Below are 22,094 nucleotides of genomic sequence, written 5' to 3'. Positions count from 1 at the left end.
ACCCTGTCGTGTTGCCGCAACCACATTTTCAATTATACAATTCCCGCTGATCAGGTGTAACGGCAAAGAACCGGAATTTCATTAGAAAATGCGAATATACTCATTGATGAGTGTTGTTATTGGGACTGTGGGAGGCTTGGCCTTAACGGAGGTATTACTAGCCTCAGTTCTCTATTTCAGTGACGGAACATGGATATGGAATCGTAGCACGGAAGCAATGCCGCACCAAGCGAGAGTGGAAAACCCATATCGGGAATCAACATCTGTTTTCCATCCATTCTTTGGTTATGTCGCTCGCCCCAGCACCGGATTAAATAGTTCGCATGAAGTTTCTCCGGATGGTTTCTTTAATCCTGGACAAATCTTACCCTTGGAAAATGACCCAGCTAGATATGATATCGTGATAATAGGAGGTTCGGTCGCCGCTGGACTTGGCGTAATCGAACGCTCCAGCGGAATCATCTCAAAACGATTAGAATCCCTTCCGCAGTTGGCGGGGAAAAAAGTAAACCTGATCAACCTTGCTCAAGGTGGTTACCAATTTCCAACACCGCTAATGATCATCTCATATTATAGCGCCCTCGGGCAAAACTTCGATGCTATTCTACTCGTAGATGGCTTCAATGAAGCTTGGAATCTGTCAAAGCCAGATCGACTAATTATCCCAGGTTGGTGGGAACGGCTCGCTAGAGTTTTTAATGCTGACGTTGACCGAGCGTTTACCGAAAAATGGCGAGATATACTAATTTCAAAGAGCAAACAGAGCAGAATTGCCGTCCACTCAGTAACACTTGCCGCGATTGCAGCAAGCCTTCCGAACCTAAAAGATGATAATGTTCAATTTTATTATACACCACCCGGTGCCCTCTTAGATAAACTTTCCCCAAGCACCCTCGCCCAATCCTGGAAGCGGCAAATAATACAGATTGATAAAATGAAATCAAACGACACTATATTTATTCATTTTCTCCAACCAACGCACCACCTTGAATCAAACGGAATTTCATTCGAAAACAAATATTCTGAAACAATAAAACAAAACTACCCTCTGTTAATAGAAAACCAGAACCAATTAAAGAGAATGGGTATAAACACATACTCTATGATTGGTGTTTTTGGGACGGATTATCATACCCAAAGACAATACTATCAGGACGAATGCTGTCACCCGACACTCAAAGGTTATGATATCCTACTGAATTTCATGGCAGAAAAGCTTGCATACGAAATCCAGCCGCCCTTATGAGGAGGTTGGGTCGGGTTCTGATTTTGTGTTGTATCGGGCGGTTTCGGGAGGATCTGGTGTCGCGCCTGTTGGACAGCAGGTCGGGGCTGCGGCGGCGCGTCATTGCGCGGGTTTTGGGCGCGAGGCGGTACTGGAGGAGCGTTCGGAGAGTTCCGAGGCGCTTTATCTACGCTATTCCTGCCGTGTTGTTGGGTCGGATTAGCTGCGCCGTCCCCTCCTTTTGGGTGTCTGGGGATCTGCTTTGTATTTGCTTCCTAAAGCAGAAGCCCCGCTCGGAGGAACGGGGCTATGGTATTTGTATGCTTGGTTGCGGGGGCAGGATTTGAACCTGCGACCTTCAGGTTATGAGCCGTGATATGGTCATTTCTCAGCATTTCTAAAAATTCCGCAGAAACACTCTAACCAGTTGATATTACTGGACTATTTTAGAAATCACTTTACGCTGTCATTCGATCGGTTGCTCGCCGAAACCAGCCCTCATGATTCCACTATGATTCCAGGGATTAAGAGCAGCGCAGCGATCATCGAGAGTTAATCAGCCGCAAAGAGGTGCCATATGCCTAAAATCACCAAACGCCTTGTCGAGTCTGCTAAGCCGCAAGATAAGGATTATATCATCTGCGATGACGACCTTGCTGGGTTTGCCGTTCGCATTTTACCAAGTGGCCGTCGTTCTTATATCGTTCAATACCGGATCGGCAATCGTTACAGACGCATGAGCCTGGGAGCCCATGGTGTCCTCACTCCCGAAAAAGCCCGTCGCATGGCATTCAAGGTTTTGGCAGCCGTCAAGGACGGAGAAGATCCTGCTGGCGAACGTTCCCGAGCCCGAAAAGCCTGTACGGTGAAAGAGCTGGCAGAGCGTTTCGACCAAGAACATATTTCTGTCCGTCTGAAGCCAGGCACTGCCACAGAATACCGACGCAACCTTCGCCGTTTCATATTGCCAGCCCTTGGACGCCTGAAGGTCTCCGATGTAACACGGGCCGACATCGCCAAATTTCATCATGATTTACGCCACATCCCTTACCAGGCAAATCGGAACCTTGAGCTGATCTCAAAAATGTTCTCAATGGCAGAGATATGGGGAATGCGGCCTGAAGGTTCCAATCCACGGCTACACATCAAAAAATACCCAGAAGAAAAACGCGAGCGCTACCTCAGCCAGAAAGAGCTGAGCGATCTCGGTTCAGTGCTAAACGAAGCCGAAGAAATAGGTGTCGATGATATCTATGCTATTTCTGCTATCCGCCTCCTGATTTTTACCGGCTGCCGCCTCAACGAAATCATGTCACTCAAATGGACAGAGGTTGATTTCGACAACAGCTGCCTACGACTATCTGATTCAAAGACCGGCGCACGAGTTGTCCATCTCGGCCCCCCTGCCCTTGATCTCCTTAAAAACCTCAAACGGCAGCCAAAGAACCCATGGGTTATCTGCGGCAAAATCCCAGGAACCAATCGCAAAGAGATCCAGAAATTCTGGCAACGGATCCGCAAGCGGGCTGGCATTGAAGACGTCCGCATCCATGACCTACGACATTCATTTGCCTCCAAGGCCGTCGCACAAGGGATGAGCCTGCCCATGATTGGTAAGCTTCTAGGGCACACTCAGGTTCAAACTACTGCTCGTTATGCGCACCTCGCGGCAGATCCGATTCTTGCCGCCGCCACTAAGGTTTCTGAAAACATTTCAGGCCTTATGCATAAAGACACTACCTAACCGGAGGTAAATAACCTCAATTTCAACCGCCTCCTCGTAATCGTGAGTAATGATGCGAAATTTTGAATATTTTTGTATTGAGGAAGGGGGCATCAATACAATCATCTGTTTGTTCAGGCTTCGAAGATTCTTCATGAGCAAAAACAAATGATATGGGTCTGTTGGGCTTGGTTCGAAATAGAAGCTTTCATACCGAGTTCGTGCTTCATCATCTTTGGCATGAACGAGAAGAGTTCGAATACCAGCAATATCGGCAGCTTGAAGTGTACGCAATAAGGCATCTTTAAGAAACGCTCGGCCCAATCCTTTTCCTTGTTCGTCACGATCTATGGCTAAACGCGCCGACAACATCACTGGAATAGGATGGTGCTCTTGCCCTTTGGTCACACGGGCAGGTGATACATCGTAATCAACAGAGTCTACCGCCAAGCTGTAGATACTGTTTTCCCCTCGAAATACCAAATAGGTTTGAGCACCACCTGACTTCTGATTGATCAGGGGACTACTCGATCCGTTTCCGCCAATTTGACCAGCTACAAGGGATTTATCCAAATACGGGAATGTCAACGAGGCTTTGAATTACGAAAATATGGCGGCCTTTCATAGAGCGCCTTACGCTACTATCTGCCTTCGACTAAACTGAAGATTTGATCATGGTATTTGCTCCGATGCGCCGCTTCGTATTATGCTGTAGAGGTTCTTCGACATCTCCGACCGCAATTCATAGACGTGAATGAGACACTCCTGTCTCGAACACTATGAACATTCCTAAACCTAACGTAACCGTGCCGATCCCGCCTTGAAGCAAGTTGTTGGCCCACGAAATGGTCCGCGCGGTCCAGCTGAGCGGCACGGCGACAATCACCGAGAGGCCTGCCATACCGACAATTGACCCGAATCCAAAAGTCACCACGTAAAACAGCTTGAAACCCGGATCGTCAATTTGACTGGCGGCCAGCACGACCAACACGGCCGAACCTGCCATTCCGTGCACCATACCAACCATAAGGGTACGCCATCCGCTGATCGGGCTGTGGGCGTGGTCGTGAGGATGGGCCGCGTGGTCATGGCTGCTGTTTATATTCTCGCCGGCATGGGAATGGGCGTGCCAATGATGCGAGCTGTCAGCATGTTTGTGAACGTGAAAATGGATGCGCTGGCTCACCATTCGCCACAGAACCTGGCCACCCAAGATAACCAGCATGGCACCGACGGCAAACTCCAACCAATTTGCCACGGCACCGTCGATATTCGAGCCCAGGACGATCGCCGTACCGGCAACGACTGCCAAAGTACATGTATGCCCCACACCCCAAACGGCACCATGACGAACGATCCGACGCCACGAGCGTTCGCCACTGACCAATGAGGACACGGCTGCCAGGTGGTCGGCTTCCAGCGCATGCTGGAGCCCGACTGCCAGCCCCAATAGCAGAACACCCCCCAAGGTCAGATCGAGTTCCACCGCCGCTGTCCCTTCCGTCCGGCTTCCCTACTCGGCAGCCTGAATCGTGCCGGAGACACCAATCTCGGCCAGCAGCCAGTCGTACCAAACGTCCAAACCTTCGCCGTTAGTCGCCGACACCTGAAAGACCTTGATGGCTGGGTTGATGTCCCGCGCAGCCTGAATGGCGGCGTCCACATCAAAGGTCACGTAGGGCAACAGATCAATTTTATTGATTACCAAAATGTCGGAGGCCGCGATCATATGCGGATACTTGGCGGGTTTGTCCGCCCCTTCCGTCACCGATAAAATCGCGACCTTCGCCCGCTCCCCTAGATCAAACAACGCCGGGCAGACCAGGTTCCCCACGTTCTCGATCAGCAGCAGGGAGTTTTCCTGCGGGTCCAGCTGCTCCATTCCTTTCTGAACCATGTCAGCTTCCAGATGACAGCCCGTGCCCGTATTCACCTGCACACAGGCAGTCCCCGTCGCCCTGATCCGCTCAGCATCATTGAGGGTTTCCTGATCCCCCTCGATCACCGCCATCGGTATTTTGTCTTTCAAGTCCGTCAAAGTGCGTTCCAGCAAGGTCGTCTTGCCGGATCCCGGAGAGCTGACCAAATTCAACGCCAGAATATTTTTAGCCTTGAGCCAGCCCCTATTCTCGGCAGCCAACTTGTCGTTCTTACCCAGAATGGCCGCTTCCAACTCGACACTTTCCGACGCCCGATGCATGTGCGTATGGGAATGCCCCGGTCCATGATCATGACCGTGCTCATGGTCGTGGTGATGATGATGCGAATGATCATGCCCGTGATCGTGGCTATGGTCATGACTGTGGTCGTGATGATGATCATCATGTGAATGGGTATGGCTATCCCCACCCTGCTCTTTATTCTCCAGACCGATATCCATCTTGGTCACGGTAACCGTGCCGCTGGAACAACCGCATACGCCACACATCAGCTTGCCTCCCTCGTTTGTTCAATTGCGTCTTCATCTGTTTCTTCAAGAAATTCGAAATGTTTAATGATCAAATCGTCACCCCCTTTGCGGTCCAAAGCTTTGGAACCGCATTTCGGGCATGGTTCAATCAAGGTGGCCAAGAGGAACTGTTCGCCACAGTCCCGGCAGCTTGCATCAGCCATGACCTCAACGATTTCCAATGTCGCCCCTTCCAAGGGCGTACTCTTGGCGCAAACATCAAAACAGAACTCCACAGCGTCCGGCAGGATGGCTGACAACTTGCCGATCTCGACGACGACTTTGGTCACCCGACGGCCCGCCGCGCGCTCTGCGACGATGCTGACGATGTTTCGGGTGATCCCAAGTTCATGCATCGACCCGCGCCCTCAACAAATCCGCGGCAATTGTTCGCCGACCAGCATGTCGACCACGCGCCTGCCACCGAACAAGGTTTCCATCACCACGGTCCCGGCAGGCGCCTCACAGATTTTACCAATGACGACACTGTCCTGACCGTCTTCGTGAGTCCGCATGGCTTGCAGGACTGCGTCCGACATGTCCCCCGGCACGACGACAACTATTTTTCCTTCGTTCGCCAGATAGAGCGGATCGAGCCCGAGAATTTCGCACACCCCGGTAACTTCGGCCCGCATGGGAATACTCTGTTCGTTCAACAGCACGCCGACACGACTATCTTCCGCGACCTCGTTCAGCACACTGGCAATGCCGCCTCGCGTTGCATCCCGAATGGACCGCACTTCCGGACATATATTGATAATGGCGTCTATTAAGCCGTTCAGGGGACCGCAGTCGCTTTCAATATCCGCTTCCAGCGCCAGGTCGCCACGGGCGTTCAAAATCGCTGCGCCGTGGTCCCCCAATACCCCATTCACGATCACGACGTCGCCGGGCTTGGCATTGGCCGATGAAATGTCCAGGCCTTCCGGAATGACCCCGATCCCGGCCGTATTGATGAAGAGTTTGTCCGCAGCGCCATGGTGGACGACCTTGGTATCTCCGGTGATGATGCGCACCCCCGCTTTTTCCGCGGTTTCCTGCATGGACCGGGCGACCCGGCGCAGCGTTTCCACCGGCAGGCCTTCCTCGATGATCATCCCGCATGTCAGATAGAGTGGTTTGGCGCCGGAAACGGCCAGATCGTTGACTGTGCCGGCAACAGCCAAGGTCCCGATGTTACCGCCCGGGAAGAACAAAGGATCGACGACAAAGCTATCCGTCGTCAGGGCCAGCCGGTCCCCCTGCGCTGACAAATCTGACATGAGCAATCGGGCCTGATCTTCCAAGACACCATCGTCCGGTTCACCGAACGCGTCCAGGAATGCATCGTCAATCAAATCACGCATGGCTTTGCCGCCGGCACCATGGGCCAAAGTGACCTTGTCTACGTTGACCTTGCCTCGGCGTCGTGTGCGATCTGAGGTCGCTTTCTTGCTCATCTCGTTCATGCGACGCTCCTCGCACCCTGGTCCGCAGACTCTTCTGCGACATCTGAATTTTCAGCCATGGTCTTTAAATCAAGGCGGCCATATTGGTAATAGGCCGCACAGGCCCCCTCCGAGGAAACCATCAAGGCGCCCAAAGGCGTTTCGGGCGTACAGGCGCGACCAAACACCTTGCAGTCCCAGGGCTTGATCACGCCTTTCAGCACCTCGCCGCATTGGCAGGATTTCGGGTCGGCAATCTTGATGTCCGGGACAGAGAATTTTTTCTCGGCATCAAACCGGACATATTCTTCACGGATCTGTACGCCAGAATGATCGATGGAACCCAGACCCCGCCATTCGAAAAATTCTCTCAGCTCGAACACTTGCGAGACGGCACCAAGAGCTTGAGCGTTGCCGTCTTTCGGCACGATACGGCCATATTGGTTTTCGACCTCAGTGCGGCCTTCGACCATCTGCTTCAACAGCATCCAAAGAGACTGCAGAATATCCAAAGGCTCGAACCCGGCGACGACCAAGGGGCGATTGTAGTGGGCTGAAATAAAGTCATAGGGCGCCGTGCCGATAACCATGCTCACATGGCCCGGCCCCAGGAACCCGTCGATCTGCAAATCGGGGCTGTCCAAGATCGCCTTGATGGTCGGGATGATCGTGATGTGATTGCAAAATAGCGAGAAATTCTCGATGCTTTCCTGCTCCGCCTGCAGCACTGTCAACGCCGTCGACGGCATGGTCGTTTCAAAACCCAAGCCAAAGAACACAACCTCCCGGTCCGGATGGCGTCGCGCCAATTCCAGCGCGTCCAGGGGCGAATAAACCATTCGCACATCGGCGCCTTCAGCTTTTGCCTGCATCAAGGATTTCTTCGACCCCGGGACACGCATCGCGTCACCAAACGTACAAAAGATGACACCGGGTGTTTCGGCGAGGGCGACACAATCATCAACCCGCCCCATGGGTAAAACGCAAACGGGACAGCCCGGGCCATGCACCAGCTCGATATTCTTCGGCAAAAGGTTCTCGATCCCGTATTTAAAGATCGAATGGGTGTGGCCGCCGCAGACCTCCATAATGCAAAGCGGGCGGTTCGAGCCCACATCGACCTGCGACGCCAGCTCTTCGATTTCCCGCAGCAATACTTTCGCCTGTTCGGGATCACGGAATTCGTCGACATACTTCATGAAGACGCTCCTTCTTCTGCCGCCGCACCTGTATCCAATCCGCCACGGCTATCGGCCAGCAACGTATGCACGAGGTCCCAAAGGATGTGGTACGTCGCCACATGAACTTCTTGGATGCGGTGAATGCTGTCGGTTTCAACCACTAGACAATGATCCAAACCCAACGCAGCCATTTCACCGCCCGACATGCCGGCAAGGCCAATGGTCTTAAGCCCCATCTCTTTGGCTTTTTCAAAGGCCCGGACAAGATTGCCGGAATTGCCGCTGGTCGACAGACCAATCAAACAATCCCCTTTCCGTCCCTGCGCGATCACTTGGCGTAGATAGATGTGGTCCATCCCGACGTCGTTCCCGACGGCCGTCAACATGGCGATGTCTTGCGTCAAATTGAACGCGGGCAACGCCGGCCGCCCGGCAGTTACGGGATGCTGGAATTCCACTGCCACATGAGCAGCGTCGCAACTGGAGCCCCCATTGCCCATGGTCAATAACCGCCCATCTGCTTCATAGGTTTCCGCGATGGTTTGGGCAGAGGCGATGATCTCTTCGGCGTTTCTGTCAAAGAACTCCTCGAACACGGATACATGATTTTGGGCCTTTTGACGCACGGATTCATCCAACGCCAACGCCATGGCCTTCGGATCAGTTCGGCCACCGTCAAGGAAAGGATAGAGCTGGCGTAGATGCGACGTGTTCGACATAACGCTTCCTATCCGGCCTTCCGGTTCATCATCTCATCGCTTTCCCGCATGGCCGCCAGTTCTTCCTGGGCATCACCCAACTGGCGCAGGATATCCATGGTCATTGCGGCTTCGGCCTCGTCAATACGACTCATGGCGAAGCCCACATGGACCAATACCCAGTCACCGACGCAGCTTTCCAACGGATGCTCGTCATCTACGATGCAGGCCAAATTGATCTCGCGTTTGACACCGCTGACGTCGACCACGCCCAGCTTATTTTCAGCATCAGAAATACTGACAATCTGCCCCGGAATTCCTAAGCACATGATGTCCTCCTTTGCGGATTTTTCACCGCTTCGATATTTGCCACGGCAATGACCGCCTGACCCAGCGCGATACCACCATCGTTCGCCGGCACCCGCTCGTGGGTGAGAACTCGAAACGCCTGGCTCTCGAGCAATTCGACAACCAATCGCAATAATGTCCGGTTCTGGAAACAGCCTCCCGACAACGCCACTGTTTCAAATTCCCGGTCGTTCCCCGCCAACTTCATCACCATGCCGGCAATCGCCCGCGCCAGCCCGCGATGGAACCGCGCAGCAATGGTGCCAACAGGCGTTTGCAAATGCAGATCGCCCAGCATCGCCCGCCACACGGCCAAGGGTTCGATGTAGGGCAACCCTTTGCCGTCCAAGAGCGGAATGGCAAAGGGGTAGGCCAGGTCATCCGGTTCACCCATCGCATCTGGATCAATCGCCGCCTCGAACAGCATCGCCGCTTCGCCTTCATATGCCTGACGGTCCCAAGCAAGCCCGCAGATGGCCGCCGCCGCATCGAACAATCGCCCACAGGATGAAGACAACGGCGCGTTCAAGCCTTTCTCGATCATGGCATCCAGAGTTTCGCGGGGCGCTTCAGCAAGTTTCCGGAATACGTCCAGCTCATCGAAATTCATGGAGAACTCGGCCCAACCCATTTCCGCCATCAAATGCGCGTAGGCATTTCTCCAAGGCTCACGGACAGCCTGCGCCCCACCCGGCAAGGCCACCGGTTTCAAGCAACCAAGCCGTTTGAAACTTCGATAATCACAGGACAAAAACTCCCCACCCCAGACAGTGCCATCAACTCCAAAACCTAACCCATCCATGGCCACGCCCAAGACCTTCCCGCCATCAGGCCTCCAACCGTTCTCGGCCATGCAGGCGGCGATGTGAGCATGGTGATGCTGGACTTCCAGCAACGGCAACCCGCCCTCTTCCGCCATACCGCGCCCGCGCTTTGACGACAGATAATCGGGATGGCAGTCGACGGCGATCACCGCCGGTTCATGTTCGAACAGATCGGCGTAGAGGCGCAGGTTGTGGCTCACGTCATCAGAGGTTGCCGCGTCCTCCAGGTCGCCCATATGTTGGCTAAGGATCGCCTCGCCATCCTTGATCAGACAGAAGGTGTTTTTCAATTCCGCCCCTAGGGCCAGCACGTGAGTGTCGCCGATCAAACCCTTCGGCAGCTTGATTGCCTCCGGGGCATATCCCCGCGCCCGGCGAAGCATACGCGAGCACCCCATATCGACCCGCACCACGGAATCATCGATCCGATTGGCAATGGCTCGGTCGTGCATCAAGGCGAAGTCAGCTACGTCCTTTAATCGTTCCCGAGCATCATCGTTGTCCGTGCATTGCGGCTGGCCAGAAATGTTGCCGCTGGTCATCACCACGGGCCGTTTCATCCGCCGCAAAATCAAATGATGCATGGGCGTGTGCGGCAGCATAAACCCAAGACGGTTGAGGCCCGGCGCGACTGCCTCCGGCAATGGATCGCCTGTGGCCTCCAGCAAGACGATTGGAGCGGATGGAGATTTCAGAAGTTCCTCTTCTTCATCCGATACCGAACAATATTGACGGATGACATCCACATCCCGTGCCATCAAAGCGAAAGCTTTGCGCTGGCGTCGTTTACGCTCCCGCAGGCGGTTGACGACGTCTCCCTTGGTCGCATCACAGGCCAAATGGAACCCACCGATCCCTTTGATAGCGACGATATGCCCCATCATTAGCATGCCGCCCGCCGCGTCCACGTCGTCAAGCATGGAAAAGGCTTCGTGATTCACCGCACCTTCACCGAGCCGTTCAACCCAAGCGCGCGGGCCGCATGCATGACAGGCCACAGGTTGGGCATGAAATCTGCGATCAGCAGGATCATCGTATTCACTCGAACAAACAAGGCAGAGCTCAAAATCCGACATGGTGGTCTTGGCCCGATCATAAGGAGCGCCCTCGATGATCGAAAATCTGGGTCCGCAATTGGTGCAATTGGTGAAAGGATAGCGGTAACGGTTCTGGAAGGGATCGCGCGTTTCGTCCAGACAGTCGGCGCAGGTAGCGGCATCCGGCGTCACACCGGATTTCATGGCACCGGCGGATGAGGATGAAATCGTAAACCCGTCCGGCATAGGTTCATCGATCGGCGCAAAAACCAATTCATCGATACGGGCAAGATGCGGTGCTTCGTCTTTCAGGCGTTCGGCAAATTTACTTAGGTCTTGCCCCCAAAGCCGGATCTCCGCGCCATCGCCGGTATTCCGCACGTCGCCTTTTAATCCCAGTTCGTTGGCGATCCGCCAAACAGTCGGTCGGAAACCAACTCCTTGAACCTGACCCTTTACGGTGATCGCTGCCGCTCTCATGGCATGATCTCCCAAAGCAATACGCGGTTATTTCCGCTATCAGCCACAGCAGCCAATCCATCCAGGACCGACAAGCCATAAGGCCAACAGAGCGTGTCCCGTCCCGGCAGCCCCCAGCCATTGTCTCCCTTGGACGCAAAGTCCGGCTGGCCCGTCAGGCGATCTGCATCAGGATTGCTGAATTCTGCCCATCCGATCATCCGGGAACTGGCCGTATCGGCAACAAGCAACCGGTCGCCGGCCACCGCGACGTCATAAGGCATGTTAAGGGCGCTGGAGCTTGGGTAATAGGCAGCCTTATTGTGATCGCAGCCTTTGAAGTCGTCCTGTCCCAGCACGGTTGCTGCCGCAGCACCATTCGTCGCCGGGAATCCTTGCCAGAGCATAATCCGATTGTTCCCCGCGTCAGCGACGGCCAAGTGGCCCTGCCACCAGGCGATGCCGTGGGGCCAGCGCATCCCGGCAGCATCGACATCTCGGCCGCCGTTTTCATCCCGCGTCTCGAAGTCCGATTGGCCCAAAACCAAATCGGCAGGCTGCCCCGAATTACTCGGATCTCTCCACACCAAAACGCGGCGATTTCCCGTGTCGGCAACCACCAATGCACCTTCGATTTCTTGAACGCCGTATGGCCAGTGAAGGGTTACTGCCGATGGTTGCTCAGCACCTCGATTGGATTGAATGGCGCTGGCATCTTCCTGACCTAAGACAATATCTGCCGGTTGATTGTTGGATGTCGGCAGATCACGCCACAACAAGACGCGATGGTTCCAGGCATCAGCTACCGCAAGGCCCTGTCCCCAGGCGCAGATACCCGTGGGCACATTCACTGTTGCCAGGCTCGGCGTTCCTTTGCCGTTCCGTCCTTCCGCGGCAAAATCCGATTGACCGATCAAGATATCCGCGGGGGCGTTATCACTCTCAGGAACATCATTCCAACCCAGTATCCGATGATGGCCTGTGTCGGAAACCCAGAGCGAACCATTCGGATGCAGACAGACACCCCGAGGTCCGAATAATGCATCCGGCGACGGCTTCAACGGTGCGGCCAATGCGTCAGGCGTCCATCCTAAGACTGCTTTTGGCCCGGACGGGTCCAACAAAGGTGCGCCGGGCAGCGCCGTGCCGGGTGCTTTGATGGGTTGAAACGATGGAGCGGCGGTCGGTTGCATGGGCATCCTTACTCCACCAGCCGAACATCGATTTTATCGCCCTTGACGCGCACCAAATGCGGCTGCAATTGGACTTCAGGCGCAGTCAGGCATTCACCGCTTTCCAGGGCATACTTAAATTCATGATACGGACAGGTGATGATGCCGTCGGCGATCTCACCTCCGTCCATGGCCATTCCCATATGGGCGCAAGCGTTCTCAAAACAGGTCACCTTGTCACCGAAACGCGACAACAGAACGGAATGACCATCGATATCGATTATCTTGGTCTGCCCGTCGGCAAGCTCTGCCAGATCAAGCGCATGCAGCCATCCGTCAGAGGTATATTGCGCGAAGGGTGAAGCATAATAGACCGTTTCATCATCGCCGGTGCCAGCGGTAGACGCACCGCCCAGCCCCTTCACTTGTTTGACCTCGGTGATTTCCGGCACATGGTCTTGGATGGCTTTCTTCACACCGGAATAGAACGTCAGCGCCGAAGCCGGGCAATTGTCGCAAGCACCCAAGAACCGGACCTGCACCCCCGGCGGTTCAACCAAGACGACTTCCACATCGCCGCCATGATCGGCGAGCGACGGACGAATGGTGTCGAGCGCTGCTTCCACCCGCTCATGAACGCTCGGCTTGAGAATGCCGTGGCTCCGCAGGACTGCGTATACAACCTCATCGGTGGCGGCCTCACGCAGGGCCTGCCCCATGCCAGGAACAGTTTTCAACGAACGGATTAGCCGCTTGAACGCTTCAGCATTCAATTCTTCGATGGCCAGCGCACGGGCGTTGGCTGCATTGGCTTGTTCAGCCGGCCAATCATCAGATAAAGCTTCCAACGCCCGAATATGGCTCAGCATATCCTCCAGACTGCGCTCAGGCACGCCATCGGCACTTCCGTTTTCGTTCGACTGGCTCGCAACCGATTGAGGTTCGGACGTTTCCGAGCGCAGCGCGCCAGAGGATTTGCTGGCTTCGTTCATGACATCAGGCGTACTTCAGGTTCTTAAACAGGATCGGTTGCAGAATGCCGCTAATGGCACCCCCGGCGACGGCCGCCGCCCATAGCGGCGCCACTTGGGCGACACCAACCAAGACCGCAATCCCCACAATTACGCCAATGGACAGTTGGCGGAACATATGGCCGTTATCCTGAAACAATTTGCCGGCCAGGAACAACTTCCCGGAGCTCATCATCATTTCAAACATCTCAGAGGCCTCCCGCCAGGGCGACAACAACGCCGAGACCAATGACAACTGCCAAGGTCCCGGACAGAACGCCATAAAGTGAGCCCATGAATGCGGCCAATTCGTTTCCGAGATCAGCACCTGCCAAACGAACGCCGGAAAGCGCACCGCCGACCAACGCAGCCGCAATCCCGAAGACCAGGGCAATAAGTAACATCGTCAAATCCATTTATTCATTTCTCCAGTTAGTCGATTGATTGTTCCGTTGATGACATGTCAGACAGCTTCGCGTTGGCTGTCATTCGCGTCAGTGACATCTAAAGAAGACGCATCTGCGCCCTGCTCGAAATTGCTCAATTCCGCAATTGCTTCGGAAACTGCTTGAACCTTATGCATCTCGCCCAATCGCTCGAATGTTGCGCGTGCGGCTTTATAAAGCGAGATCGCCATCTCTATATTATTGGGATTCCCTGCCTCAGGATTCTCCGGATCATCCGGCAGGTTTGCGAGGCAATTGGCTTTGTTGGAAATCGTGTTGGCGTACTCGCCCGGCATGGTCTTCACGTCACGCACCTTGAGCGCCTCATCGTAGGCCTCAAGGGCGCGGAAGCCGTTTTCCACCCGATGACTCGACGATACATACTGCAGAGCATTGCCGAGATTATTCTGTAGCATGGCATATTCGACCGGATGGTCGATCAGATTTACGGTCTTAAGCCCCTCTTCGAATGACTGCACGGCCAAGGCTTCGCGCATTTTGGCCTTTTCATCAGTGAAGGGGATTGAGAGAAAAGCCGTCGCCAAATTGTTCTGCAGGATCGCGAACTCTTGCGGGTGACGTTCTCGGTCAAAGGTTCGAAGAGACCGCTGATAGGCGGATATGGCATCTTGAATTGGCGCCAGATTGACACCGGCCAGATTCTGGAAGGCCAACCCAAGGTTCATTTCCGTCTCGGCGATTTCTTCCGGTCCGCCATCTTTGTTCAGAACCAAAAGCGCTTCGAGAAAGGGGTTTATCCCCTTGACGCAAGTATGTTGACTTCCTATATATTGGTCATCGATGGAGGACACGATGACCAAACTGACCGTTCGAGATTTCTTCGCCCGCTTCCCGGACGACGATGCGTGCCTTCATCATGTGATGGAAGTTCGCTACGGTGCGCGGCATGAGTGCGAAGCCTGCGGCAAGGAAAGCACCTTCCATCGTATCGCCAAGCGCAAAGCCTATGCCTGCGCGGCCTGCGGCCATCATATCTATCCGTGCGCCGGTACGATCTTCGAAGACAGCCGCACGTCGCTGCAACTCTGGTTCTATGCCATCTACCTGTTCGTGACGACGCGCCACGGCGTTTCCGGCAAGGAACTGCAACGGTCGCTTGGCGTCACGTACAAAACCGCGTGGCGCATGGGCCAGCAGATCCGCAAGCTGATGGGCGATGCCGACAACTTCGAAATGCTGCGCGGTCACGTCGAACTGGACGAGGCGTATGTCGGTGGCCGTCGCCCCGGCAAGCGCGGTCGCGGTGCCGAAGGTAAGACCATCGTCATGGGCCTGAAACAGCGCGATGGCCGGATCGTTACCGAAGTCATCCCGAACGTGAAGAAAACCACACTGCGGGATGTAACGCTGCGCAACGTCGAGCCGGGAACGACCGTCTCTACCGACGAACTGATGTCTTACGGCTTACTGGACGACGACGGGTACCAGCACGGCGCGGTGAAGCATGGTGCGAAGGAATACGCGCACTACGACTACCGTCACGACGCGGTACACCACACGAACCACGTTGAAAGCTTCTGGCGGCTGTTCAAGAAGTCCATTGCCGGGACGCACATTCACGTGTCTTCGAAGTACATGCGCCGGTATCTGGACGAGTTCACTTTCCGGTCGAACCATCGGAAGATGGAGAACGCGATGTTCGATCTTCTGATTTCGCGGGTCTGATGGTGGACGCTAAGGCGTCCATCAATTCAGACTCATCGACAGGACCGACGCCGCGCGCCTCTTCCTGAGCGATGAAATCCTTTAATCGTCCGGCCCGCCTCGCGGCTCTTAAGCTCAACATCTTCTCAACCCTCATGGATCACAACACGCTGCAGAAGCTCAGTATCTGCATCCCAGTCTATCACCCTGCAGTCCATGCTGAGAATGTTATGCATCGTACCAAGTGACGCCTTGTCTCGGACCATTGCCACTCGCTCCGGCGCCCCCTCTGATGCCTTAACATCTCGAAACTTGGTCGACGCCGCGTAGATGGAATTTCGATGATTGGCCACCGCCTCGAACACAGTCCTAACGTAGCTAGAGTTTACCATCGCGTCGAACGGCCAGTGGGTATTTGACGCCCCAACGATATCAACGTCCCGCGATACGTTCTTGGCCGAAAATACACGAACCAGCTTCGCATAGAGCAGGTCGCTGTCGTTTTCTTTCCTAGCCTCATCGACCTTCTGCGCTGCCAGAACAACGGCCTCGCACGACGCATTTGCAACAGACAGCGCGGCCCATGCAAGATTGGCTCGCGGCACATTTGTCACAGAAAATGCATGTTTGATAAACGCCAAGCCTAGCCGTTGAGCCACTTCACCCGCTTGCCGGACGAAGGAGGTTGCCACGCCCATTGCCTCCGCCTCGTCATACGCCAGGGCATAGTCGGACACCAGATAGCTATCTGTCTCCGTAAGGGGCGGAATCTTCTGGATTCGGACGGCGACACAAGAGCCATTGGGGTAAAAGACAGGCAGACGAATGAAGCAAGCGCCACTATCGGTCTCAATCACCGAGACATGTCGCGCAATCTCGTCTGCCACCGCCCCACAGATCGATGTCTTTGCTTCCGTCATAAGAATAGGTCGCCTTCTGGGCCCTCCGCCCAAGGATTGGGGACGTATTCAGCCAGGCCGTTGATTCTAAAGCATTTTGATGTTAGCGCAAGCAAGTCGGAAAAGGTGGCCGGATCAGGGCTAAGTGCCTCAGCAATCGGCAAATTGTTGGTTAGAAGTCTCCGCTGGTCGGTCAGCCAGTTACAACTAAACAGGTGCCTGTGGCTACCATACACGAACGTCTTGTGCAGATGTCCGCACGGACCCTTTGGAACATTCTTGTGGTATCCTTGGATCGGGCGCCACTCTATCCGGTCTATAGCACGGTCTGTGCGTCCGTCTTGCGGATACTCCAGCTGCAACAAGACGTTGGCGTTCGGTAAGTCCGCCCGGGCCTTTCCACGAAACGCGAGCCCTTCGCGCGGCATCCCTTCGCCGGTCTCCAGCGACAAAACAATCTGAAGGCAGCCATCCCCTGTCGCGCTCCAGCGCTGGGGGATCGCCACGCTTTTCTCAACTTCGAAAACTGTTGGCGTCTCTCCTGACATGCATGGATAAAACCACAACATGCACTAGAAATGCGACTCCCAACTTAACTTGCTCTCAGGGGATAAACCCCTCGAGAAATGCATCACGAGCTTGTTGCAGCGGGCTGGCATCCTCAGCCGGTAACATCATATAGGCCGTACCCATGCGTGCCTGGATGCGGGCCCGAAGTAATTCCTGACCATCAAGGCAACGATCAACGGCCATTTCATAGAGCTTGATAGCACCGAGCAAATCTTCAGGCGTCTGCGGCTTTTGCTGCAGCCCCATGGCAATTTCCATGAGCATTTCGGATTTTTCGGCATCTGTCGCGGAAGCATCCTCAAGTGCGCGAAGCGCAGCTTCCACCTGTTCCTCGGTCCGCGACCGTCTAACCATGAGATCCTCCCTGATTCTGCCAGCCAAACAAGCCAACATAGATTATATGCAAGGAGTAAACCTCATTTGCAAAAAGAAGTCTACTATTTATTCATATTGTAAACTTTGTTTTCATATTCTGTTGTTTGAAGGATAAGAGCACCATTTTCCGTGGACCACCGGGCGGGCACATCCCTTGCTTCCAGATTCCCCATTTCGTTTGCAAGAAACACGTCCGGCGCCGAGGCCACCCTGTCGCCTTGCGCGTTTCGGACCTTGAGAAGACACCCGCCTGCAGCCATCTGATGAACCGGCAAGACATGGACACAACTATCCCGGATCAGCACGATCACTGCTTCAATCCCTTTAAAATAGGTCTCGCATAGAGCGGCCGATAGATAAACTTTACCGGCTCTTATATCGGCGGTGTGCCCTGCGGCTTCAGCTTGTTTTTCGACGCTCATGCCCAAACTCCATCGGCAAACTCCTGCGCCAGACCCCGAACCCTTTCGGCAGCCTTATCCGCAGCCGTGGCCACTGCCGCGGTGAGGCCGATACCCATATCCAAAGACTCGGCTTCAATCAGTAACACTTTGACATGTTCGGGAAACTCTTCGCCGTAGATTTGCCGACCGGCATAGAGCGCATGATCCCACCTGAAATCATGCAAATTGAAGCTGTTTGGCGGTACCGCTTCCAATAAATCACCCGGCACCTCATATATGGCTCCGGGCTCCTTTTCCGGAGCACGAGCATCCAGGATAATCAGGTGCGATGCCCCTCGCGCCTGATACATAACGCCCATGCCGTCAGTGCCGGCATCAAACAATTTAATTTCAGATGGAAGTTCTTCGCCTCGCAAACGACTTATAATCTCCGGCCCGACTCCATCGTCCGAACGATTGGGATTGCCGCAACCAATTATCGCAAGCGTCATATCCTCCAGAGCCTACATGACCATTCAGGTTCCACGGGCAGCATCAGTTCTGGCAATTCGCAAAACCGCCGATGAACCAGATAATACATACAGGTTTCGCAAGGTTGCTCCAACCCATCCGCTTCGATGGTGTGGTCGGTAAATCCAGAGACCACCAGCTTTGCATCAAGATCATCCGCCGCTTCGGTCTTTAGCCGACCGACCAGCTCATTGACCATTTCGGAGGTTTCAGCCCGAGGCCAGACCTCGGTTTCAAGCCCACCGGAAAGTCTGCCTCTGATCTGTTCGCGAAGAGCATCATCTTCAGCTGTGGATCCATCAGACATGGGCAACCTCCCTTATACAAGTGAAATAAAATTTCAATGCCGCCCAACCGGCTTTGAAACTAAATCCGCCATAAGCGGCACCACCAATCGGGCTCCGCCGGCAGGCTCAGCTCCGGCAGATCACACCAACGCTTATGGACGAGGAAGTACATGCATTCCTGACAACGCATCTCCTCTTCACCGAATGGCTTCAAATACCAACCGCTGATCACCAGTTTTGCCCGCAGTTGATCGGCGCTCAACGGACGCAGCTCGTCAAGGACCGCCGCGAATTCACGATCAGTTTCAGGGAAAGGCGAAACCTTGGTTTCCAGACCTTCCGTCATCAGGTCTTCGATCATCTTCAGAAGTGTCGCGTGGTCAGCCGCCGATGGCGCGACGCCATAGCGTTCGACGTAACTGGCCCTCTCTTCTTCGGGCGTAGGAGAACTCGTTGCGGCGGTTTCCATTTCCAGGTGCCCCTAAGTTTTATTTATTGATGGTTTGGCAATATACGAAATTTGACCAGATAAAAATCCAGCCGAAAATCCATTAAAAAATGAACGTAGGCGGCGACTGGGGAAGTTACCCCAGCCGCCGTATACTCGTTAGGCTGTACGGAACCGAGCCAGTTCTTCGCCGGATTTGGCATCATGCGCATGCACGGTGCAAACCAAGCAAGAGTCGTAGGACCGACATACATGACCAACCTCGACCGGATCGCTGTTGTCCTTGATCGGCGTGCCGATCAGGGACTCTTCGATCGGACCGCGTTCTCCGTCACCGGCACGTGGACCCACGTTCCAAGTCGTCGGCGCGATGATCTGATAGTTCTTGATCTTGCCGTCTTGAACGTCGATCCAGTGGCAGAGCGCACCGCGGATAGCTTCCGTCGCTCCCCAGCCTTGACCGTCTTTCTCGGTCGGCTTGATGTACCATTCGTCATTGAGTTTGAACTCACGAAGAATGCGCTCGGCTTCGCGGTAGAGCTTGCACAGCTCGTGCATGCGAGCGAAGTGTCGTAGCTGAATCGAAGCACCACCCATCTTGCGGTACATATCCAAGATCAACGGATCCGTATGCTGCCAGCCTTCGCCGTGATCACCACCAGCGATCAATTGACGAGCTAGCGGACCAGCTTCAAGACGACCATTCTCGGCATGGCGAACAGCCGTAGCCCAGGAATACTTGCCATCGTGATCCGTCTCGTTGTTCATGACGGCATTGGTCGTACGATCAAATGGATGCACTTCACCGGCACCTTCATCGTACCACGCATGTGTCGTATCTTCGCGGGCGAAGGCTTGGTCCATGGTCTTGAAGGTATCGGTGGCACCGTCATACACACCCGACTTCATGATGACCGCAGCGTTGCGACCATCAATGGTTGGATTGTTGTACTTGTCCTCATGCGGCAGATAGCCCCAAGACACGAATTTGCCATGGCCTTTGCCGTAGTTGTCCAGGCCGATATCCGTACCCATGCGCCAGTACATGCCGAGATCAGAATTGGCATGGTCAGGGCTTTCATCCAACCAAGCCATGAAATCATCATATGACTTTATTTCCTCGTAACGCTCCATGGAACAACCAAACCACAACGGCTCGATCCAGTTACGGCGGAAATGCTCCAGAATTGACCAGGCACGCGTCACATCCGTAAGGGTCGGAGCACACATAACACCACCGGGAACCATGTAGGACGAATGCGGCCACTGGCCGCCCAACAAGGCATAGATTTCGACCGGTCGACCAGAGATCGTGACACCTTGTTCATAAGACGTCCCGGTAAAGGGCGAATACCTCTTGACAGCTTCCTCGAAGAACTGGCTACCGGAATAATTCTTGTTGGTGAAATCGATCATGAACAAGCCGTAGTGATGGCGCGGCAAAGACTGGATCGATTCAACGATCTGACCCAGGTTGCGAGCCAGAATAGCGTTCCGCGGCACGGTCGTGCCCCAGGCCGTATCCAGTGCCCAGGCGGCACAGGTCAGGTGAGATGCACCACAAATACCACAGGCGCGCGGCGTTACCACGAGGCCAGCTTGCGGATCTTTGTCTTTCAGGATGATTTCAAACCCACGGAAAAGTTCCGCTTGGGTCCAGGCGTTGGTCACAACACCGTTTTCGATATCCACGCGGACGTCCAGGTCTCCTTCTACCCGACCAACCGGCGAAATATCCAAGGTTTCAACTGCTGCTGACATTTTATGTCTCCTCTTGTCGTCGCCGTTAAACGACGAAAATGTCTTCTTCGGCCCAAGCGGGGGCAGCGCCCTTCGCGGCCGCGGTGAGTTTCACATAGCCCTTCTTGTCGACACCTTCCGGCAAGTCCTTGGGCACGCCCATAACGGTCTGTGTCTTGAACACTGTTCCCGGCTGCAGATCAAAGAATGGGAACTCCGGCTCCGTACAGCCAAGGCACGGCATACCGGCACGGGTCTTAGACGACACGCGGTTCCACAGAATTCGGTTGCAGGGCGAATGGGTCATCGGGCCGCGGCAACCCAGGTCATAGAACAGGCAGCCTTTGCGCTGACCGAATGCCGTGGTCGATACCTTGTAGGCAAAGTGCATGTTCCGCGTGCAGCCGGTTTGCGTAAAGCTGGAGAAGAATGTTTTCGGCCGCTGGAATTCATCCAACGTGATGTCACCTGCACGACCGGTCCCCACGGCAACCAAAATCTGAGTTACCCAGTCGGGGTGAGCCGGGCATCCGGGAATGTTGATAACCGGCAGGCCGGCTTTGGAGGTAAACCCTTCACCCAAAGCGCCACCCTTGTCGCGCTTCAAGAACTGCAAACCTTGGCTGTCAGTGGGGTTCGGTGCCGTCGCGGGGATACCGCCCCAGGTCGCACAGTCACCAATTGCAACAACGAACTGAGCAGCATCCGATAGCTCTTTCACCCATTCTTTCATGGGACGGCCACAGAAACGGTTCCAGTTGCCGGTACCGTCAGGCGCATTCACAACCGTGCCTTCAAAGACGAAGATATCCAGTTGAATCTCGCCGGAAATGCATTTTTCTAGGATGGCCTTAACACCATCGCCGAGCTCCAACCCGAGCGAAGGTTGCCACAACACATTGATACCGAAGTCGGTCACCAAGTCGCAGGCGCTTGGTTCCTCGGCGTTCAGAAATGACATGGTGTTGCCGGAGCATGCACCGCCCTGAAGCCATAGAAGATTTGCCATCCCATCTTCTCCATTTTCTATTTCGTTTTTCCAAGATCTTTAGAAACCCTTGGCGCCCAAAGATCGCAGGCTAAATTCAGCCCGTGATTTTCCTTAATGCAAGCGACATGCCAAGTTCCGGCTGTAAATTTTTTTCTTCTATATCAATATATTATGTTGGAATTGGAATTTTATCCACAGACCAGCAT

The 22,094-nt window shown here is 54.4% G+C and carries 24 protein-coding genes and 1 pseudogene; 3 read left to right on the top strand and 22 right to left on the bottom strand.

Going from position 1 to position 22,094, the window contains the following annotated elements; genetic code table 11:
- The first annotated feature begins 106 nt into the window (after positions 1 to 106).
- Positions 107 to 1,246 (top strand): hypothetical protein, encoded by a 1,140-nt coding sequence (locus R8L07_11500; protein MDW3206149.1) that lies wholly within the window; start codon positions 107 to 109, stop codon positions 1,244 to 1,246.
- 556 nt (positions 1,247 to 1,802) lie between these two features.
- The gene (locus R8L07_11495) at positions 1,803 to 2,969 is read left to right on the top strand and encodes a tyrosine-type recombinase/integrase (GenBank protein MDW3206148.1); all 1,167 of its coding nucleotides are present in this window, start codon (positions 1,803 to 1,805) and stop codon (positions 2,967 to 2,969) included.
- A 114-nt stretch (positions 2,970 to 3,083) separates the two neighbouring features.
- On the opposite strand, the pseudogene R8L07_11490 reads toward R8L07_11495, so the two are convergent.
- The 14 genes and pseudogenes from R8L07_11490 to R8L07_11425 all read right to left on the bottom strand — a co-directional run bounded on the left by R8L07_11490 (position 3,084) and on the right by R8L07_11425 (position 14,811).
- Positions 3,084 to 3,467: pseudogene (locus R8L07_11490) on the bottom strand (GNAT family N-acetyltransferase).
- A gap of 223 nt (positions 3,468 to 3,690) precedes the next feature.
- Positions 3,691 to 4,434, bottom strand: a complete 744-nt coding sequence (locus R8L07_11485; GenBank protein MDW3206147.1) for an urease accessory protein — start codon at positions 4,432 to 4,434, stop codon at positions 3,691 to 3,693.
- A 27-nt stretch (positions 4,435 to 4,461) separates the two neighbouring features.
- Entirely contained in the window at positions 4,462 to 5,328 is an 867-nt protein-coding gene (gene hypB, locus R8L07_11480) for a hydrogenase nickel incorporation protein HypB (protein MDW3206146.1), read from the bottom strand.
- 47 nt (positions 5,329 to 5,375) lie between these two features.
- Complete coding sequence (hypA, locus tag R8L07_11475; GenBank protein ID MDW3206145.1) at positions 5,376 to 5,753, bottom strand: hydrogenase maturation nickel metallochaperone HypA; 378 nt, start codon at positions 5,751 to 5,753, stop codon at positions 5,376 to 5,378.
- 12 nt (positions 5,754 to 5,765) lie between these two features.
- Positions 5,766 to 6,836, bottom strand: coding sequence for a hydrogenase expression/formation protein HypE (gene hypE, locus R8L07_11470; protein MDW3206144.1), 1,071 nt, complete (start codon positions 6,834 to 6,836; stop codon positions 5,766 to 5,768).
- Between the two features lie 5 nt (positions 6,837 to 6,841).
- Positions 6,842 to 8,023, bottom strand: a complete 1,182-nt coding sequence (gene hypD / locus R8L07_11465) for a hydrogenase formation protein HypD (protein MDW3206143.1) — start codon at positions 8,021 to 8,023, stop codon at positions 6,842 to 6,844.
- On the bottom strand, positions 8,020 to 8,724 hold the full coding sequence (locus R8L07_11460; GenBank protein MDW3206142.1) for an SIS domain-containing protein: 705 nt from the start codon (positions 8,722 to 8,724) through the stop codon (positions 8,020 to 8,022). Before R8L07_11460 ends, hypD begins: the two co-directional genes overlap by 4 nt.
- Before the next feature lie 8 nt (positions 8,725 to 8,732).
- Positions 8,733 to 9,032 (bottom strand): HypC/HybG/HupF family hydrogenase formation chaperone, encoded by a 300-nt coding sequence (locus R8L07_11455; GenBank protein ID MDW3206141.1) that lies wholly within the window; start codon positions 9,030 to 9,032, stop codon positions 8,733 to 8,735.
- Positions 9,023 to 11,392 (bottom strand): carbamoyltransferase HypF, encoded by a 2,370-nt coding sequence (gene hypF, locus R8L07_11450; protein ID MDW3206140.1) that lies wholly within the window; start codon positions 11,390 to 11,392, stop codon positions 9,023 to 9,025. Before hypF ends, R8L07_11455 begins: the two co-directional genes overlap by 10 nt.
- A complete protein-coding gene (locus R8L07_11445; GenBank protein ID MDW3206139.1) occupies positions 11,389 to 12,564 on the bottom strand; it encodes an NHL repeat-containing protein in 1,176 nt (391 codons plus the stop codon). The genes hypF and R8L07_11445 overlap by 4 nt, the downstream gene beginning before the upstream one ends.
- Positions 12,565 to 12,572: 8 nt before the next feature.
- The gene (locus tag R8L07_11440; GenBank protein ID MDW3206138.1) at positions 12,573 to 13,535 is read right to left on the bottom strand and encodes a NifU family protein; all 963 of its coding nucleotides are present in this window, start codon (positions 13,533 to 13,535) and stop codon (positions 12,573 to 12,575) included.
- Positions 13,536 to 13,539: 4 nt separating this feature from the next.
- Entirely contained in the window at positions 13,540 to 13,761 is a 222-nt protein-coding gene (locus tag R8L07_11435) for a hypothetical protein (GenBank protein ID MDW3206137.1), read from the bottom strand.
- A gap of 1 nt (position 13,762) precedes the next feature.
- Entirely contained in the window at positions 13,763 to 13,969 is a 207-nt protein-coding gene (locus R8L07_11430) for a hypothetical protein (protein MDW3206136.1), read from the bottom strand.
- 47 nt (positions 13,970 to 14,016) lie between these two features.
- Positions 14,017 to 14,811: a hypothetical protein gene (locus tag R8L07_11425; protein ID MDW3206135.1), complete on the bottom strand. Its 795-nt coding sequence runs from the start codon at positions 14,809 to 14,811 to the stop codon at positions 14,017 to 14,019.
- A gap of 1 nt (position 14,812) precedes the next feature.
- On the opposite strand from R8L07_11425, the gene R8L07_11420 reads away from it, so the two are divergent.
- On the top strand, positions 14,813 to 15,685 hold the full coding sequence (locus R8L07_11420; protein ID MDW3206134.1) for an IS1595 family transposase: 873 nt from the start codon (positions 14,813 to 14,815) through the stop codon (positions 15,683 to 15,685).
- Positions 15,686 to 15,810: 125 nt separating this feature from the next.
- Here the strand turns inward: R8L07_11420 and R8L07_11415 are convergent, their stop codons facing one another.
- The 8 genes from R8L07_11415 to R8L07_11380 form a co-directional block, all read right to left on the bottom strand.
- Positions 15,811 to 16,584 (bottom strand): hypothetical protein, encoded by a 774-nt coding sequence (locus tag R8L07_11415; GenBank protein ID MDW3206133.1) that lies wholly within the window; start codon positions 16,582 to 16,584, stop codon positions 15,811 to 15,813.
- 582 nt (positions 16,585 to 17,166) lie between these two features.
- Complete coding sequence (locus R8L07_11410) at positions 17,167 to 17,487, bottom strand: hypothetical protein (protein ID MDW3206132.1); 321 nt, start codon at positions 17,485 to 17,487, stop codon at positions 17,167 to 17,169.
- Positions 17,488 to 17,570: 83 nt separating this feature from the next.
- The gene (locus R8L07_11405; GenBank protein MDW3206131.1) at positions 17,571 to 17,930 is read right to left on the bottom strand and encodes a hypothetical protein; all 360 of its coding nucleotides are present in this window, start codon (positions 17,928 to 17,930) and stop codon (positions 17,571 to 17,573) included.
- Entirely contained in the window at positions 17,927 to 18,403 is a 477-nt protein-coding gene (locus tag R8L07_11400; protein ID MDW3206130.1) for a hydrogenase maturation protease, read from the bottom strand. Before R8L07_11400 ends, R8L07_11405 begins: the two co-directional genes overlap by 4 nt.
- Positions 18,400 to 18,729, bottom strand: a complete 330-nt coding sequence (locus R8L07_11395; GenBank protein ID MDW3206129.1) for a hypothetical protein — start codon at positions 18,727 to 18,729, stop codon at positions 18,400 to 18,402. The genes R8L07_11400 and R8L07_11395 overlap by 4 nt, the downstream gene beginning before the upstream one ends.
- Before the next feature lie 59 nt (positions 18,730 to 18,788).
- Positions 18,789 to 19,178, bottom strand: coding sequence for a hypothetical protein (locus tag R8L07_11390; protein ID MDW3206128.1), 390 nt, complete (start codon positions 19,176 to 19,178; stop codon positions 18,789 to 18,791).
- Positions 19,179 to 19,316: 138 nt separating this feature from the next.
- The gene (locus tag R8L07_11385) at positions 19,317 to 20,918 is read right to left on the bottom strand and encodes a nickel-dependent hydrogenase large subunit (protein MDW3206127.1); all 1,602 of its coding nucleotides are present in this window, start codon (positions 20,916 to 20,918) and stop codon (positions 19,317 to 19,319) included.
- Positions 20,919 to 20,943: 25 nt separating this feature from the next.
- Positions 20,944 to 21,906: a hydrogenase gene (locus R8L07_11380; protein ID MDW3206126.1), complete on the bottom strand. Its 963-nt coding sequence runs from the start codon at positions 21,904 to 21,906 to the stop codon at positions 20,944 to 20,946.
- Positions 21,907 to 22,094: the final 188 nt, after the last annotated feature.

Source organism: Alphaproteobacteria bacterium (genome assembly GCA_033344895.1).
Classification (GTDB): Bacteria; Pseudomonadota; Alphaproteobacteria; order UBA8366; family Aestuariispiraceae; genus Pacificispira.
This window is presented reverse-complemented; position numbering and strand designations above follow the sequence as displayed.

Bases quoted from the DNA above. Each gene is read 5' to 3' on its own strand.
- R8L07_11500 (MDW3206149.1), top strand. From the start codon at position 107: ATGAGTGTTGTTATTGGGACTGTGGGAGGCTTGGCCTTAACGGAGGTA.
- R8L07_11495 (MDW3206148.1), top strand. From the start codon at position 1,803: ATGCCTAAAATCACCAAACGCCTTGTCGAGTCTGCTAAGCCGCAAGAT.
- hypB (MDW3206146.1), bottom strand. From the start codon at position 5,328: ATGGATATCGGTCTGGAGAATAAAGAGCAGGGTGGGGATAGCCATACC.
- hypA (MDW3206145.1), bottom strand. From the start codon at position 5,753: ATGCATGAACTTGGGATCACCCGAAACATCGTCAGCATCGTCGCAGAG.
- hypE (MDW3206144.1), bottom strand. From the start codon at position 6,836: ATGAGCAAGAAAGCGACCTCAGATCGCACACGACGCCGAGGCAAGGTC.
- hypD (MDW3206143.1), bottom strand. From the start codon at position 8,023: ATGAAGTATGTCGACGAATTCCGTGATCCCGAACAGGCGAAAGTATTG.
- R8L07_11460 (MDW3206142.1), bottom strand. From the start codon at position 8,724: ATGTCGAACACGTCGCATCTACGCCAGCTCTATCCTTTCCTTGACGGT.
- R8L07_11455 (MDW3206141.1), bottom strand. From the start codon at position 9,032: ATGTGCTTAGGAATTCCGGGGCAGATTGTCAGTATTTCTGATGCTGAA.
- hypF (MDW3206140.1), bottom strand. From the start codon at position 11,392: ATGAGAGCGGCAGCGATCACCGTAAAGGGTCAGGTTCAAGGAGTTGGT.
- R8L07_11445 (MDW3206139.1), bottom strand. From the start codon at position 12,564: ATGCAACCGACCGCCGCTCCATCGTTTCAACCCATCAAAGCACCCGGC.
- R8L07_11440 (MDW3206138.1), bottom strand. From the start codon at position 13,535: ATGAACGAAGCCAGCAAATCCTCTGGCGCGCTGCGCTCGGAAACGTCC.
- R8L07_11435 (MDW3206137.1), bottom strand. From the start codon at position 13,761: ATGTTTGAAATGATGATGAGCTCCGGGAAGTTGTTCCTGGCCGGCAAA.
- R8L07_11430 (MDW3206136.1), bottom strand. From the start codon at position 13,969: ATGGATTTGACGATGTTACTTATTGCCCTGGTCTTCGGGATTGCGGCT.
- R8L07_11420 (MDW3206134.1), top strand. From the start codon at position 14,813: ATGACCAAACTGACCGTTCGAGATTTCTTCGCCCGCTTCCCGGACGAC.
- R8L07_11415 (MDW3206133.1), bottom strand. From the start codon at position 16,584: ATGACGGAAGCAAAGACATCGATCTGTGGGGCGGTGGCAGACGAGATT.
- R8L07_11410 (MDW3206132.1), bottom strand. From the start codon at position 17,487: ATGGTTAGACGGTCGCGGACCGAGGAACAGGTGGAAGCTGCGCTTCGC.
- R8L07_11405 (MDW3206131.1), bottom strand. From the start codon at position 17,930: ATGAGCGTCGAAAAACAAGCTGAAGCCGCAGGGCACACCGCCGATATA.
- R8L07_11400 (MDW3206130.1), bottom strand. From the start codon at position 18,403: ATGACGCTTGCGATAATTGGTTGCGGCAATCCCAATCGTTCGGACGAT.
- R8L07_11395 (MDW3206129.1), bottom strand. From the start codon at position 18,729: ATGTCTGATGGATCCACAGCTGAAGATGATGCTCTTCGCGAACAGATC.
- R8L07_11390 (MDW3206128.1), bottom strand. From the start codon at position 19,178: ATGGAAACCGCCGCAACGAGTTCTCCTACGCCCGAAGAAGAGAGGGCC.
- R8L07_11385 (MDW3206127.1), bottom strand. From the start codon at position 20,918: ATGTCAGCAGCAGTTGAAACCTTGGATATTTCGCCGGTTGGTCGGGTA.
- R8L07_11380 (MDW3206126.1), bottom strand. From the start codon at position 21,906: ATGGCAAATCTTCTATGGCTTCAGGGCGGTGCATGCTCCGGCAACACC.